This window comes from Calditrichota bacterium (assembly GCA_016867835.1).
Taxonomy (GTDB): Bacteria; Electryoneota; AABM5-125-24; order Hatepunaeales; family Hatepunaeaceae; genus VGIQ01.
On record VGIQ01000062.1, the window covers coordinates 1 to 16,185 of the forward strand.

At 51.8% G+C, this 16,185-nt stretch carries 6 protein-coding genes; 3 read left to right on the top strand and 3 right to left on the bottom strand.

Going from position 1 to position 16,185, the window contains the following annotated elements; genetic code table 11:
• Positions 1–82: 82 nt before the first annotated feature.
• The 3 genes from FJY67_07555 to FJY67_07565 form a co-directional block, all read right to left on the bottom strand.
• Complete coding sequence (locus tag FJY67_07555) at positions 83–1,888, bottom strand: hypothetical protein (protein MBM3329312.1); 1,806 nt, start codon at positions 1,886–1,888, stop codon at positions 83–85.
• An 8-nt stretch (positions 1,889–1,896) separates the two neighbouring features.
• The gene (locus tag FJY67_07560; GenBank protein ID MBM3329313.1) at positions 1,897–5,565 is read right to left on the bottom strand and encodes a T9SS type A sorting domain-containing protein; all 3,669 of its coding nucleotides are present in this window, start codon (positions 5,563–5,565) and stop codon (positions 1,897–1,899) included.
• 666 nt (positions 5,566–6,231) lie between these two features.
• Positions 6,232–7,038: a hypothetical protein gene (locus FJY67_07565; GenBank protein MBM3329314.1), complete on the bottom strand. Its 807-nt coding sequence runs from the start codon at positions 7,036–7,038 to the stop codon at positions 6,232–6,234.
• Positions 7,039–7,287: 249 nt separating this feature from the next.
• On the opposite strand from FJY67_07565, the gene FJY67_07570 reads away from it, so the two are divergent.
• From FJY67_07570 to FJY67_07580, 3 genes are all read left to right on the top strand, one after another.
• A complete protein-coding gene (locus FJY67_07570; GenBank protein ID MBM3329315.1) occupies positions 7,288–7,881 on the top strand; it encodes a hypothetical protein in 594 nt (197 codons plus the stop codon).
• 261 nt (positions 7,882–8,142) lie between these two features.
• A complete protein-coding gene (locus tag FJY67_07575; protein MBM3329316.1) occupies positions 8,143–15,024 on the top strand; it encodes a T9SS type A sorting domain-containing protein in 6,882 nt (2,293 codons plus the stop codon).
• A 26-nt stretch (positions 15,025–15,050) separates the two neighbouring features.
• The coding region (locus tag FJY67_07580; GenBank protein ID MBM3329317.1) for a hypothetical protein at positions 15,051–16,185 on the top strand (1,135 nt) is incomplete at its 3' end.

The following is a 16,185-nucleotide window of genomic DNA, read 5'->3' on the forward strand; positions in this document are numbered from 1 at the left end:
TGACAACCCCAATATACAAAGTGCGAATCCAAAATCAGATCCCGAAGAATCTTAAACTACAAGAAAGACTTTTTCAACAGACTCAAACGGTAGAGTACTGAGGTTTCAATGCATTATTCCCGTTTGTTGGATCGACTTTGTACCAGATCGCGCACTTATTTCTATTATAAGCTGGCGGATTATCTCTTGCGGTCCAGTGAAGCCCATCATAAATCAAATTATATTTAAATTCCGCCGTGTTCTGGATAAAATTACCACCTTCTTGTTGGTTAAAAATCGCAATCCCCACTGCATTGGCCACAAATGTATTGTTTAAGATGTGGGGTTCACAAAATATTTCACCCGTAAAAGGTAATTGCTCAGGATTTGTTCGATATCCTGCATGAACTGCAACACCTGCATTGAGATCCCAATTACCGCCTGTAATCGTAGGCCAATAACTCCCATTGCTATGGAACAGGTTATTCAACACCCATAGTTTTCCATTTGAATGATGTATTGCTTCGCCCTGCGATCCATACATAACACTGTTACGAATTGCATTCCATACATCTCCTTGTTGCGCAATCTGACCATCCCTTGGTTTAAAATCCATCAGTTTGTCATGACTGACAAACGTCTGATGCCACATCATGATCTCACAATTGTCGAATACGGTTCCGTTCCCCTCGATACAGACAATTTCTTTATGAGATTGCGCGAAAAGGCAGTCATCGAAAAAGTTGTAAGTGGCTCCATCAGCAACGGACAGTTGGTTTGTGCACATCTGTTTACTATTCGCTTCGTTACCTGGGTTGTAAACAAGAAATTGGTAGTATGGGGCCGAACCTCCCCAACCCACGAGGTAATAGACCGGATCCGGACAAATCTTGACATTTGTAAATCGGAAATGATTGCCAGCCACCTCAACTACATACGATCTCCAGCCATCTCCTGTGTAGTTGCTATCCCACCCAATAACGTCAACATTCTCAAAATTAGATTCAAGCTTTGGATCGCCGTTTGGGTCATCGTTCTCATACATTTCAATCCAGTCTTCCACGTTTCCCTCATGCGGCGCTTCAAAATTGGGGTCGCCATCGCCATGCACTTCGAGAGCTTTGTAAAGGCAAAAGCTGCGACGAACACGGAAATTATTGCCATCTTCTCGGAATGAACCGAGTATCCGAGTATTCGCCATATTCAGAGAATTTTCACCCCGCCTTGTGAAATTTATATAGACTGCCGGCCCAGTATTGTCACTTCTATTTCCTTCTCCATCAACGCCCCAATCGTTCCTCCAATTAGTAACATTCTCATTGTCAACCGGGCCACCAAGAACGAACTCTGCCCAGTTGATGCTGATGCTAAGTCCATCGGTACCGTTTCCGCCCATGTTTGCCCAATTTGCATCGTTTGTTCCAGGATTGTCATCTGGATCGAGATCCCAGGCTACGTTGTAGGCTTCGTCAAGAATCAAAGCGCCCTCCCACCTGGCGTCAATTTGGCCATTGGCATTGAAATGTCCAAATCTTGCCGGTGTGCCGTTCTGTCCAGCGATGGTCAGTGCGACATTGTCAGCGACGATGAGACTTCGCCCTGTCGCGAATCGTACAGGGCGAGAATTGTCAATGGAGACAATAGATTGATGGAATTCATCATCTTCACCGATACCCTTCCATGATATCACATGAACATTTCGCGAAAGTGCGCCATTGGTTCTAAAGTTATTCAAGTCCTCATGTGTCATCAGATAATCTTGATTGATTTCATCCCCGTAGAGGAAAAGATTGTTTTGATTCGACCAGGCGACAGCATGGATCGCGTAGACATTGTTTGTCATCCCATTGAACAGTGCAACAACTGCCGCGATGACGATTACTGTTGTGGAGATAGTGTGCTTTTTCATTTCGGACCTCATCTGATTAGAGTGATTGGGATAGTTTTTGTATCTGCAGATGTTTGCAGTTGGCAGAAGTAGACTCCGGAGCTGAGATTAGTCGGTTTCCATACAAGGAAATGACGACCGGCTGTAAACTGACCTGAGGCTAAAATTGAGATTTCACGACCGCAAATATCATAAACCGCGATTTTGACCTCTTTCAGAGTCGGAAGATCGAAGGCGATAATCGTCGTCGAATTGAAAGGATTAGGATAATTCTGATTTAGTGAAAGTAGGATGGGAGCATTCGGAGTGTCTGGAGGAAGTGAACTTGGTAGTATTTCGAAATCCTGAAAAAGTGTATCGAGATCAAAACCGTCTGTTGCAACACATATAAGTCTATAGATTCCGATTGATTCGATTATAAAGCCGATCTCGGAACTAAACCCAATTGTCTGCAGGAAAATAGTCTCAAAATGCTCTTCATCTGGACGAGAGATTATTCGGTAAAGATCCCATTGAAAAGCCGAAGAATCATTTTCGTCTTCATCGGCGTAGTTCACACTGCAACGGATCTCTTCATTAACAATGACTTCCATTTCCGGAAAAATAACCAAATCGCGAATCTCAATCGGGTGATTGTTATGGTTGAACGGAACCGGACCAAGATCGGGTAATGTACCATCCGGGTCGCGCTCGTCATCTTCGGAAATCGCGGCGTCTATGCCACGTGAGCTACGACCCAATCGGTATTCAAGCGGGTAGATATCGATTAGCCCCGGATCGCCGAACAGATTGCCATAGACGTCAACCGAATCGCCATTGACGTTAACTGCAGAAAGGAGACCAAATCCATCGAGCAATTCTCGCACAGATGTGTCTACCATGGCAAACAAATTATCCCGGAGGGTGATCTCAACGATGTTGTCACTGGAATCGAACAGGGTAGTGTCATAGGCTGCAAAAATGGAGTTGCGAACGGATAACCTGCCGGATACTGTAAAAGGCGGATAATCAGTGGACGATAAAGAGGCAAGATCAATAGAGGCTTCATCACAATCAAGGTTGAGACCAAAGACTTTTGTTAAGAGGATGTCTCTATGTGAGTGGAATACACCTCCATCTTCCATCGAATAAGCGCCAAACTGGTTGCGAAAGTAGTTGCTGCTTGCATATACCTCACTGTTTCTAAACCAGCAAGCAGGATATCTATCTTGCCACCGATCATAATAAACTTCAAGAGTATCGTTAAAGAATTTATTATTGACAATCTCACAATGAGATTCACGTCCGCTAATCGACATATAACTCATATTATGAAAGACATTATCGAAAACCTTGACCCAGCCAGAACTCATGGATATCCCTGATCCTGATTCTCGGCCAAACAAACAGTTGTGAACGATCAGGTTTGTAAAAGATGCGTAGATACCTTGGGAACCTTGCAGTTTTGTATAGGCATACTCGGATGTGTCCGGGGAATTGTATAGATATGGCGCTCCACCCGGCACGTCTTCATTGCCTAGAAAGTAGATGCTATCCTCGGCTGTTCCGACACACTGAAGTCGGCCGTAAATACGAAGGCTTGGTTTAGGGCGTGGTTGCCGATCGTAGTTCGTCGTATTCAAATAGATAATCGATCCCGGTTCAATAATCAGCGAATCGCCTTCTTCCACCCAAGTGGGCTTAATCACCCAATACGGTGAACGATTGCGTGTCAAGACACCGCCAATTCTTCCCTGTAAAAGAGTTTTGTTTGACACTTCGACCGTTGCACTTAATGTGTCAACCGCACCTTCATCGTCCTCGCAAACGATGAAGAACTCGAATGGTGGTTCATCCTCCGGGACGATACCGGATATCGTAATGGAATCCGCAACATAGTCGCGTCTATGTTCGACCACTTGAAGCCAATCCGGCAGGTCTTCAAAACGAAAACTCAACGAAGCTGACTCATCGACCGCTTTGGCAATATAAGTGAGTGTATCGCCATAACCGATCAGGATTTTTGCTGGTGAAATAATGCAAGGTCGGTTATTTCTGCTTTGATCGTAAAAGATGGGACCAATATCAGCGCGGGTTTCATCGGGATCGTTTGGCAAATCTGGGTCGCCCGCATCGATGGCTGGGGAATTCGGTTGCAGTCGAAAGTCAAACGGATCAGAACGTGCAAAGAGAGGATCGACAAATAAGTTACTATCCTGCTCTGGCATTTGTAAAAATACCGATTCAAAACCAAATATTATATTATTGCGAATTATTGGATCGCATTCTCCTATGCTGCGAAACGCATTGCAACGAACGTCCATAGCATGGTAGAGTACATTACTTGTTATTAACGGTGAGGAATTATCACTCAATTCGATTAGGTTTCCTTCGGCCAAATATGATATAATGACATTGTTGGCAAATACTACGTCGTTTGCGTGGATAAATCTTGCGTTAGGAGACCCGATATATTTTTCCATCAAGCCAAAAACATTGTGATGGATATTCGGCGACGCATCGTTCACTTCGAATCCCAGACCGAACTTATTGTCATGGACGTTTGGGGTGGCTCCTCTTCGCACTCTCAGCACACAATTTCCCAAGTCATTGTTTCTAACTTCGGGTGAAAAATCATTACCCGAGATAACAAACTCTTGAGACCAGTCATTATCTCGCTTGAGAGTTCGGTTGCTTTCAAATATATATGATTCTTCGTCACCCTCTCCACCAATAAATAGATCGCCGCCGAAGGTGTTGTTCACAATTCTCGTATCACTAAAACCACCGATGTTACAGCCAGAGTAAAGAAAATCATTATTTTCAACAATACATGTTCCCCCATTGCCAAATCCTACCTGCCAGTTGCTGGCAAAGGTATTATTTATACACTCAAAATTGGTGGTACCCCAATCCCGACCGGGTTGGTTTTGTCGCCAATTAATGATACTCTGCTCGTCTTGGTTATTCTGCGCTTCACCATTCACTGCATAATCATTGTCACGAAGTATGACGTTCTCTGCAGCATCTACTATCAAGTGCGGGCTCACGTGAAGCAGGTTTCCGGTAATTCGAAGATCAGAACACCCCCCGATAAGTGATTGTAAAAAGAAAATATCACTATTATGGATATCAATGCTCTCGGTAAAGTTTCCTAATTGCAACAAGTACCCGCGCCCGGGTGTGATCAAGCAGTCTTCGATGGTTATATTATCGAAATCTGCATCTGCTCGAACTGCGCTTTGAAATGTCAGCCTTGAATTTGAAATGCAAAGGCCTAGATCTCGACATGCTCCGTTAACATATATCAAGCGACCGGTTGTATTGACAAAGGCTAAATGGTCAAAACGCGATTCTAATCCACGAGTGTTCGTATAGTGCAGAAGTTGAAAAACTTCGGCGACTTCTGGATCATTCATGATTACCGCGCTGTCGTTCTCGGCTCCTTCAACGTGAATCGCGCCGTTAACGATGAAAGGGACTCGCACCATCACATGCACTCCTGCGCTTATGGTAAGTTGCTCATTCGCAGGAACATTTGCACCTTCCTCAATTATGTAAGGATTGCCGTCGGCATGCCAGCGCCCTGAGGCTTCACCCCTAACTACGGTCTGAGCCAATCCAGTGGTTGGCAGAATTGCAGCCTGACTTAGAAAGGCAATTTCTATGAAAAATCGGAAAAACGTACAAAAGTTTGCCTTTATTAGATCTTTTTTCAATAATCCGAACGTCGGATTACGTGTATCTGAATGCTGTAAGCGAAGATAGGTGTGCCACACAATTCTCGAAATCTTGCAGTCTGGCCTCTCGCCGATGCCTTCATCACTTCCGCCTCGCCCAAAAACAGACCACCCCGCCGATGCGCGCGAGCAACTCGATGGGGCGTTGAAGGTCTCATTGGGGTTGGAGGGCTCGCCCGAAGGCACTTCGTGATGTGCCGACCTATGGGCGAGGCCGCGGTTCAGATGTCTCGATGCTGGATCCGTTTTTGTTCTCTTCCCTTAGATGTCTCACGGCGGGGCGCTGCCGTGATGTTTGGGTACGCTAATGTTAGCGAAGGCGACACTGTGGTGGGAACTCCTTCTAATCTAGATTTCATCTCTCGCTTCCCTTTCCAGACCGTCTCAATCAACCTCCCCGCCATTGGCGGGTCTTCTCATACAGATGTCGTCAATATCGTCCTGTTTCTGGCGGAATATACGCTCGGCGAACCGGGCTTGTCAAGTGGTTTTGGGCTCCAGTGACACGTCGCCAAATCTTTTTGACTCTGACCCTTCGCAATGACTTCCCGGCAGAGAGCCCGCAAACCCAATGCTGTGGGCATCCCGCGCCAGTTTGAAGCCATCATGCAACAGCTTCCTGCTGCATCTCCCACCCTGTGACATCTAAATATACTGCCTCCCGTCTGCCTCCGCAACTTCCATCTCGATCCCCGGCACAACCATCACCCGCGCCCTTGCCGTCCCGCTATCCGGATCAACCACAATCTCCTTCACAAACGCCCTGACCAGCAGCCGCTTTTCTTCCATGGTGCCCTCAACGAATGCCCGGTCGAACTCACCCGCCAACTGCACTGCCTGATCCACCAGCCGATCCAGTTCCAATCGCTTCGCGCCGGCAGCTTCCAGGTCGAGGCGACGTGCTTCCAACACCGCGGTCTCCCGCTTCAACTCGATAATCCGGGCATCGACGTATTCCCGGTTGGCGGCGGTTAGGTTGTCGATCAGGTTGGTGATGATCTGCTTGATCTCACGGAGGCGGATGTCAACTTGATCGAGTTCTTCGCCGATCTGCGGACGCTCAACGGCCATTTCTGCCTCAACCTGCCGCCTGATCTCTTCCAATCCTTCCGGCGTCGCGAAATATCTCTGCAGCATCGCTTCAATCTGCCCAACGACCGCCCCTTCCAACACATCAATCCCGATCACCCTCCGTTCGCAGACCGCTTTCCCCTTATTCACATAGCCGCTGCAGGCGTAATACAAGGTCTTCGAGTTCGAACCATCCTTTCGCTTCCTCCCCTTGTTGACCGTATATCCGATCCATTTGTGGCCACAATGGGCGCACCTGATGAGCCCCGACAGCAAGTAAGGCGACCGCGCCCCGACGCCCAGGACAACCGCAACGGCTGCCACATGATCTGAAGCGCGATTGTCGCCCCGCCGCCTAATCCCTATCACATTCATCTTCATCTACCCGGTGTCGTCGATCCTCTCCGACGCAACCGATCACCCTGCCTCTCCTTGCCCTACCACGAACGCCGAGCCCCCTTACAGAAGCATGCGGGCTGCGCTGCTTCACCCATCCTGTCGAACTAATCTGCTTTATTTTCAATATGATCGCGGTTGCGCCGCGGATCGACTTGCATTCTGCGCAAAGAGCCATATGTTGTGCATCGTAAGTCGTTTCACTGCCATCAATTAGTTCGAGAGGATCAAAACATGAGCAAGCCTTCAAGACAACCTGGCGACCGGGTGCGCATCACCGTCGGTCAGCGCAAGGGCCTGCACGGGCGCATCCTATCCAAAGCGAGCCGGGGATGGGAGATCGCGCTCGACAACGGCAACACTGTCGTCGTCCCTTTTCCCCATGTGGCTCCCGCCGATCCGGTCCTGGATTTGATCGGCCGCGCCGAAGGATTGGAAGCCGAAACCGACACCGAAACCGCTCTGCACGATCTGCCACCCGTCAATGCCGCCGGTGAAGTGACGGTGGAGGTCGATCTCAACGCCGTGCAAGAGGTGCCATCTTCGCCGCAGGTGACAGATGAACCGGGAGGCTCCGAGGATGATGCATCGGCAACAGAATCGAACAGCGATCAGGCGAAGATGGGCATCAAGGCGTTGCAAGCCCTCGCCAAGTCGCGCGGCGTCGGCATCGCCCGTACGCGGGACGATCTGCTGATCTACATCCTGCAAAAAGAGCCCGATGCCGATCCCGGGCAACTGCGCGGCCGGGTGCTATTCGACACCGTCAACCGGCTGCATATCTCACGCTTGAGGTCAAAGGCTGACTTCATCCGGCTGCTTGCGTAGGCAGCCACGTCACCACACCCGGCAACAGGGCGTCAGGTGCGAACTTGACGCCCTCTGTCGTTGGGGGGGGGACTGAGGCTGCAAAAATAGATTCGGAGAGGTATTGATAGGGTGCTTTTGAGGCCTTATCTTATTTAGAGAGGTGGCGCAGTTCCTCTTGAGTGCTGCGCTGACCGCTGACGTTCCGTCTGATGAAGGCGTAACCGCGCACCAATAGCGACGAGCGGCGCTCCACCCCTTAAATCCAAAAGGATACCAACAATGTTCACCCGGTTTTCCTTCTCCATCATTTCCCTTCTATGCCTGTCATACATAGGAACAACCCACGCGCAATTCACCATCGACCCGCAACAATACGAATCGAGCCTCTTTACCGGGCAGCAGGAGACTATTGAAGTCACCCTCGCCAATGATGGCGATGAAGCGGTCAATTGGCGCGCCAGCACGCGAATCGTGCGCGAGCCAGAAGGCGGACCCCGTCGCGACAATCCTGGCGAGTTACTTGAAACCATTCAAGGGCCCTATAATACCACCTCCGGGCTGGCGCATGATGGTGAGATGCTTTGGGGTGTCAGTTATCAAGATAGCCGCCTCTGGGCAATCGATCCGCGAAGTGGGGAAGTGCAGATTGATGTCAGGTTGGGACAAAACCCCATCGAGATGGGGTTCAATCCTTCTGACGGGCTGCTCTACGTTTCACGGCAGTGGGGGGGCAACACGATCGTCCGGGTTGATCGACAGGGGCAGCAGATCAACCAGTTCGATCTTCCCTTCGGGGGGATTGGCGGCATCGCCTTCGACGATGATGGCTTGCTTTGGGTGAATCACCGCGACGCCCGGCAAATCAAACAGTTTGACGAGGCAAACGATCGGGTCGTCCGCACCCTAAACTACGCTAATGCGGTAGGAGGCCAGGACTGCTTCTGCATGCAGTTTGTCCGGGCGCACGAACGGGGGCAGTTTTGGCTACAGGGCCCCAGCCGGGCATTTCAGATCAACGTCCCCGCTGATGGTGACCAAGGTGAGGCAGTTCAGAATTTCGCCACCGCCAATCAGGTTCAACATAATGGACTGACTCACGATGGATACGATCTATGGGTAGGTCAATGGAATGATCGCAATCTGTTTCGCTATGACGACGGCATTCGGGAGCGATACTGGGTGAGGATCTCTCCGGATCGTGGAGTTGTCGAAGCCAATGACCGTCAAGCCGCCACCTTGACACTTGACGCCTTCGCGCTCCCAGGCGGTGACTACGAAGCCGATATTACCTTTGAATCCAATGATCGGGAAAATCCTGAGATAGTCTTCAGTGTGCTACTTCATGTCGATGCGGCCGCCGACATCGAAGTTGTTTGGGGCGAAGCGGCGGGCTATCCGAATGGAATCGACTGGACCCGGGACCCGCGTTTTGAAGATCTCTTCGTGGGCGGCGTTTATCCCGTCGTGGTCACGGTCTTTAACCACGGCGTTGAGGCGCTGGAGATCGGGCGAATTGTTGTTGAGAACGAGCACTTCTCCACCAGTCACGATCAACTTTCGGTCGATTCAGGCACTTCGTCCGAGTTTGAGGTTTTGTTCCAGCCACAAGAGAGCGGTGAAGTGGAAGCGGTTCTGGAGATGTTCACCAACGACCCTGATGCGGAAGAGGTTCGAATCGACTTGCATGCAGTCTCATCGCAGCCGCCGGTGATTGTCGTTGATCCGCAAGCAATCGCGGACGAACTATCCACCGGAGAGCGATCGGAACACATTATAAATATTGCCAACAGCGGCGATGCGCCCTTGCGTTGGGGTTTTGAATGGGATTACACCGCTGCTCCCGATCAAGATGCCCTGGGGCGAAACTTGCGTCATGCCGATGGCGCTGTTCATGCTGTCTCCCGAGCGTCGATACGCTCTCCAGGACCTCGGCGCGATGACCCTGGTGAAGTTCTAAGGCGATTCAACGCGCCGCGCATCGATCCCACCGGCATGGCTTGGGACGATTCACGCGGCTGGATGTGGATGGTTGGCTTCGATCAGCAGCGGATTTATGCGCTAGAACCCTCCACTGGCGAAGTGCTGGTGGATTTCGCCTCCAATTTCTACTGCATCGGGCTTGGATACGATCCGGTCACAAGCCAAATCATCGCCTCGGATGTTAATGCAGGACAGATTCGGCGATTTGACATCGAAGGGCAACTGGTCGCCTCGGTCCGTTATCCGCAAGGCGCCTACATCGTTGGGCAGGGCTATGATCCGCGCAGCGACCGGTTTTGGACGATGGACATTTCCCGTCGGCTTCTGATTGAGTGGGATCGCGACTGGCAGATCATTCGAAGCGTCAACTACACGCCCGCTTTTGGGCCTCGCGGTGGTGAAGGGGATATCGAGTTCGTTCCTGCCCATCGCGGCGGGAATATTTGGGTCACGACCATCCGGCAGATGTATAGACTGCACGTTCCGGAAGGAGCGCTGGAGGCAGAGTTGATTTCAAGTTTTGATACCGACATCCAGGAATGGCATCATGGCTTGGCGCATGACGGACGCGACTTATGGTTGTCGGGGAGATGGGGATCGCAGGAGGTCGTAGTTGTTGATGATGGCTTCGTCGAATATTACTGGCTTGATGTCGAACCTTTGTCGGGAATGGAGGATGCGGGCGAAGATGCGAATGTGGTGCTGACACTAAGCGCAGCCGAACTATTGGGAGGTCGCTATGAGGCGCTCCTGCGAATCCGGTCCAATGACCCCCAAACGCCCGTTGTGGATGTCCCGGTGATTCTGGATGTGATCGGGGTCCCGGACATCGAAGTGGCTTGGCCCGGGGAACTTGGCTTTCCCAATGAGCTCAATTTCAACGCTGCCTTTAGGGATCTTTTTACCAACTACGAATTCGCCCTTACTATTGTCATCTCCAATCGAGGCACCGCGGATCTGGAGATCGATGAAATCGTCTCCGACAACGAGTACTTTGCCGCCGACCCACAGGCGTTGGCGATTCCGCACCATCAGTCTGCCGAGGTCATCATCGGCTTTCGTCCTGGTGAAGATGGGGAGCACGTCGCGCGCATCACGATCATCAATAACGATCCCGACGAACGGGATGTCGAGATCCTCGCCGTGGGGAGGTCTGAGTCACCTCCGGTAATGGAGATCGATCCGCAGGCGTTCGAGGAGGAGTTGATGACCGACGAGCAAATGGCTCGCTCGCTCACTCTTCGCAATGCCGGGGGGGCCGACTTGCGCTGGGTTGGCGACATTGAGTTCATTTCTGCTCCCGAGCGCGATGGCGCAGGGAGATGGCTGCGCCCCGGTGAACCGGGCGGTCCTTTGCGTCCCCGCCGCGACGACCCCGGCGATGTGCTAAGGCGCTTCAATGTTGCTCGAATCGGCGCTGCGGGATTGGCATGGGATGACGGGCGTGGCTGGATGTGGGTCGTCGGCTTCGACCAACAGCGCATATATGCGTACAACCCTGCGAACGGTCAAGTGCCGGTCGATTTTGCTTCAAACTTCTACTGCATCGGGCTCGGCTACGACCCAGTCGAACGGCGCATCATTGCATCCGATGTCAATGCCCGGCAGATTCGAGTCTTCAACTCTGACGGGCAACTCATCCGCTCAATTGCCTACCCCGACGGTGCATACATAGTCGGTCAAGGCTACGACCCGCAGGGCGACCTTTTCTGGACTGGAGACATCAGCCGCCGGCTATTGCTCGCATGGAACCGAGATTGGGAAGTCGTCCGCACAGTGTCATACGCGCCCGCATTCGAACAGCGGGGTGGCGAAGGGGATATCGAATTCGTTCCCGCCCATCGCAACGGTCCGATATGGGTTACAACCATTGGTCGAGCCTATCAACTCGCGATTCCTGAAGATGCCAATGAAGCGCGCTTGATCTCCAGTTTCAATACCGACATTCGTGAATGGCATCACGGTATGGCGCATGACGGGAGAGACGTTTGGATCTCTGGCGCATGGGGGGCACCCGAAGTCGAAATCATCGATGATGGCATTGTCGAATACTATTGGCTTGATATCGATCCTTTCCGCGGCACTCTTGCGTCTGAACAGGCGCAGGAAGTTTCGGTTTCAATCGATGCAACGGACCTAATCGAGGGGCTTTACGAAGCGGAACTTCGCTTTTCCTCGAATGATCCAGCAAATCCTCGCATCGATGTCGCGGTATCTCTCGAAGTTACCGGAATTCCCGAATTGCAGGTTAGCTGGTCCGAAGACCTAGGCTTTCCAAATGAGATTGATTTTAACCGGGCATACCGCGACCTTTTCACTGACTTTCGCTATGAAGCGCAGTTTGTGGTCGCCAATGAAGGTACCGCCTTGCTGATTGTAGAATCGATCACATCGGATAACGAATACTTTACCGTCGATCCCGCATCCTTCGAGGTCGCCCATCACCAGGAACAGGTGGTCACCATAATACTCGAATCCGAAGAAGATGGGGAGCATCGCGGGACCCTGACTATCTCCTGTAATGACCCGGACGACGAGGAATTTTCGATTGAGGTGCGTGCAGCAACGTTGGCTCAGCCTCAGTTGGCGATCGATCCCGAGGCTATCGAGGTGGACTTCTTGCCGGGCGACGTTGAAAACCGTCGTATCTCAGTCGGAAACGAAGGGATTGCCGAATTGCGATGGAACGCAGCAATTGAGTTCATTGAAGCGCCGGAACGCGATGGCGCAGAGCGAAGGCTGCGACCTGCAGAACCCGGCGGTCCATTGCGTCCCCGACGTGATAACCCGGGAGAGGTTTTGCGACGCTTCGATGCACCGCGAGTGAATCCCACTGGAATGGAGTGGGACCCGGCGCAAAGTTGGATGTGGATGACGGCGTTTGACCAACAGCGCATCTATGCACTCGATCCCGAAAGTGGTGATGTGCAGGTTGAATTCGCATCCAATTTCTACTGCATCGGGCTCGGATTCGACCCTTTGCATAGCCTCATCATCGCCTCGGATGTCAATGCGCGGTTTATCCGCATTTTCAATATTCGAGGCGATTTGGTGCGATCGATTCAATATCCCGACGGCGCCTACATTGTAGGCCAGGGCTACGATCCCCGCACCGATCGGTTCTGGTCGATGGATATTTCCCGCAGGTTGCTGATCGAATGGAATCGGGATTGGCAGATACTGCGCAACGTCAACTATACGCCCGCATTCCAGCCACGGGGTGGTGAAGGAGACATGGTCTTCGTTCCTGCGCACCAGGGCGGGCATATCTGGGTCACCACGATCCGGCGAGCCTATCGATTGAATGTCCCGGAGGGAGCCGTCGAGGCAAGTCTGGTGTCGGATTTTGAGACCGATATACAGGAATGGCACCACGGCTTGGCACATGACCGGCAGAATTTATGGCTCTCAGGCCGGTGGGGTTCACCCGAAGTCGAGGTCATCGACGACGGAATTTGGGAGCAATACTGGCTCGATTTCAGTCCTACATCCGGCACCTTACCGGGAGGGGAGAGGGAATTCATCACCCTTGACTTCGATGCTACCGATTTGGTCCTGGGGCGTTATGTCGCCGCACTCAACTTCGCTACTAATGACCCGCAGCGCCCCGATGCGGCGGTGAATATCGTGATGAATGTCGTGGAGGATTTGCGTCCCCGCCATCTCTTACGTCTTACCGATGCCACTATCGATGACAACGTCATTCCCGATGGTTGGACGGTCGGCGTTCTCACTCCGCAGGGTGAGTTGGCAGGGGAGATAGTTTGGATCGGCGATGCCGCACCACTTGATTTCTTCGCCTGGGGTGCAGATGAGGGCAACGCCGGGTTCAGCCCGGGCGACCCGTTCGACTTCCGCTATTGGGATGAGGATGCCGGGCGAGAATATGTGGCGCTGCCGAACATTGCTGCAGGACCGGAGGAGTTCACGCCCGATGCCATATCCACCCTTTCGCTTGCTGCGGTATCGCAAAGAACCATGCGTATCGATCTTGCCGAGGGTTGGAATACGATTTCGATCAATGTCGTGCCGGACCGTCAACTATATCGGCGTGACGAAGGTCCCGATATTGTTCTAATGACAGACCGGCTTCGCACCGATCCTGACGATCTCGAATCGGCGCATCACATTCTTTTGTTGAAGGATGAGCGAGGGCGCTTTTACAATCCACGATTCGGCTTCAACAACATACCTTACTGGAATCTGACAGAGGGTTATCAGGTTAAGGTGGATCAGGCGCTTGGAGTGCAGTGGACGGGCGAGCCGATACCTGCCGACGCAAATATTCCAGTAGCCACCGGTTGGAATTTCATCGCCTATTTTCCGACCTATCCTCTTCCCTGTCGTTCGCCAGATTTCTACGCCGTTTCGTCAATACTGGACCATGTCCTGCTGATCAAAGACGCGCGCGGGCGATTCGCCAACCCGCGTTTCCGTTTCTCCAATATGATCGATATGGTCGAAGGACAAGGCTATCAGATTAAAGTTGATGCTGATGTGGTGCTAAACTATCCGCCCGAGCCAGAGCGGGTGGCGCTGGCAGCATCCGAACCAAAGGTAGAATTGGTAGGCTGGCACGAACCTGCGCCGACCGGGGGCAATATGTCGCTGCTTATCACCGGCATCACCGGTTCGGTTGGAGTGAGTGATCAGGTAGGGGCACTGGCACTATCCGGGCAATTGGTGGGATTGGGAAATGTGCTGGAGGGTGGGATGGCAGGGTTGGCGGTGTGGGGGGATGATCCCTCGACGGAAGCGGTCGATGGTCTTCGGCACGGGGAGTCATTCACACTTGGCATTTGGCGTCGAGGTGATCCCTCTCCTCTACCCTTGAATGTGGAAGCCATAATCGAAGGCAAGAGTTTGCGCTACGAGATGGACAGCTTCACCGCACTGCAAGCGACGATAGGCTCTATTCCCAAACAGTTCGAATTACTCGCCGCCTATCCTAACCCCTTCAACTCATCCACGAGGTTCACCTTCTCACTTCCGGAGGCGGGCTTGATGAAAGTGGGGATTTACGACATATCGGGACGGGAGGTGCAGTCGGGAACTCGTCATTTCAATGCCGGAACTCATTCCGTTGGTTGGAATGCGGACGGAATCCCCGCGGGAACCTACTTCCTGAAGGCAGAGGCGGGAAGCGCAGTCCACACGCAGAAACTACTGCTGGTTAAGTAATGCGTAGGATGATTTTTATAGTGGGGATGGCGCTTGCCGCCATCCCCACCATCGCTCTCGGGCAGCCTGATACGGTTTGGACTGCATCCATACAAAATGTCGATAGGCCGTCTTCTATTGTGCCATTTCTGGCTCAAGAAGATGGATTCAACATTTGTTGCACTGGTTATGCAAATGATGTAACTGGATATGATTTTCAGTTAATTAGAACTAACGCTTTTGGCGTTGTGGAAGGACGCCGATTTTTCACCGCAATACCGGACAGGCGAATCGCCGAATCGGTGCGTGGCGCAAGCAGGATGCCCGACGGCGGGTTTGTCATGGTGGGTAATGGAATTTTGAGACTTAATCCTGAATTTGAAATTCGATGGTTCAAATCAAGATATGAAACCGGAGGCAAGCGTTGTGTGGTTGCTCACGATGGAGATATTATTGTTCTGGATGTAAGTCACGCGTATAAGATCAGCGACGAAGAAGGGGGCGAAGAGATTTGGCGAAGAGTGTATCAAAATGTGGGAGGATCGCTAAACAGCGGGCTGAATAAAGGTCTTCAAACTGAAGACGGGGGTTATCTCTTTGCTGGAACTACAGCGCGCATAGGTCACGGTTCCGATGATTTCTACGCGGTAAAGGTCGATGAACAGGGTGAGATCGAGTGGGAAAATACATACGGTTCTGAGATATTGGAAGTCTGTCCGAGTGTTGCGGCAGCATCAGACGGCGGATGGTGCCTCGCGGGATCATATCATTACGGTGAAGCCGCTTCCGCGCGTTATGCCATGCTTGTCCGGATTGACTCGGAGGGTGAAGAAATATGGCGGCAGGTCTACGATGAAGTGGAGAATGGCGATTACTTATATAATATCGTAGAGACTTCCGACGGTGGATTTACTGCGGTCGGACAAAATCGCAGAAGTCAATATCTTATGCAGATGCGGGTCGATTGCAACGGCGAGTATCTGTGGGGGCTGCGCCACGGCCTCTGGCGGGATGGGGACCGGTCGAACTGGGCGAGAGGCGACTTGACATCTGTCATTCTAATGGACGACGGAGGCTATGTGGTCTGTGGAACTGCCGACGGCGGACCCTATCGGGGTGGTTTTCTCGCCCGCACCGAGCCCGATCCTGTCGATTTTCCCCAACTGATCGCCGCTTCGGACA

Coding starts and splice junctions, on each gene's coding strand:
- FJY67_07555 (MBM3329312.1), bottom strand. CDS start 1,888: ATGAAAAAGCACACTATCTCCACAACAGTAATCGTCATCGCGGCAGTT.
- FJY67_07565 (MBM3329314.1), bottom strand. CDS start 7,038: ATGAAGATGAATGTGATAGGGATTAGGCGGCGGGGCGACAATCGCGCT.
- FJY67_07570 (MBM3329315.1), top strand. CDS start 7,288: ATGAGCAAGCCTTCAAGACAACCTGGCGACCGGGTGCGCATCACCGTC.
- FJY67_07575 (MBM3329316.1), top strand. CDS start 8,143: ATGTTCACCCGGTTTTCCTTCTCCATCATTTCCCTTCTATGCCTGTCA.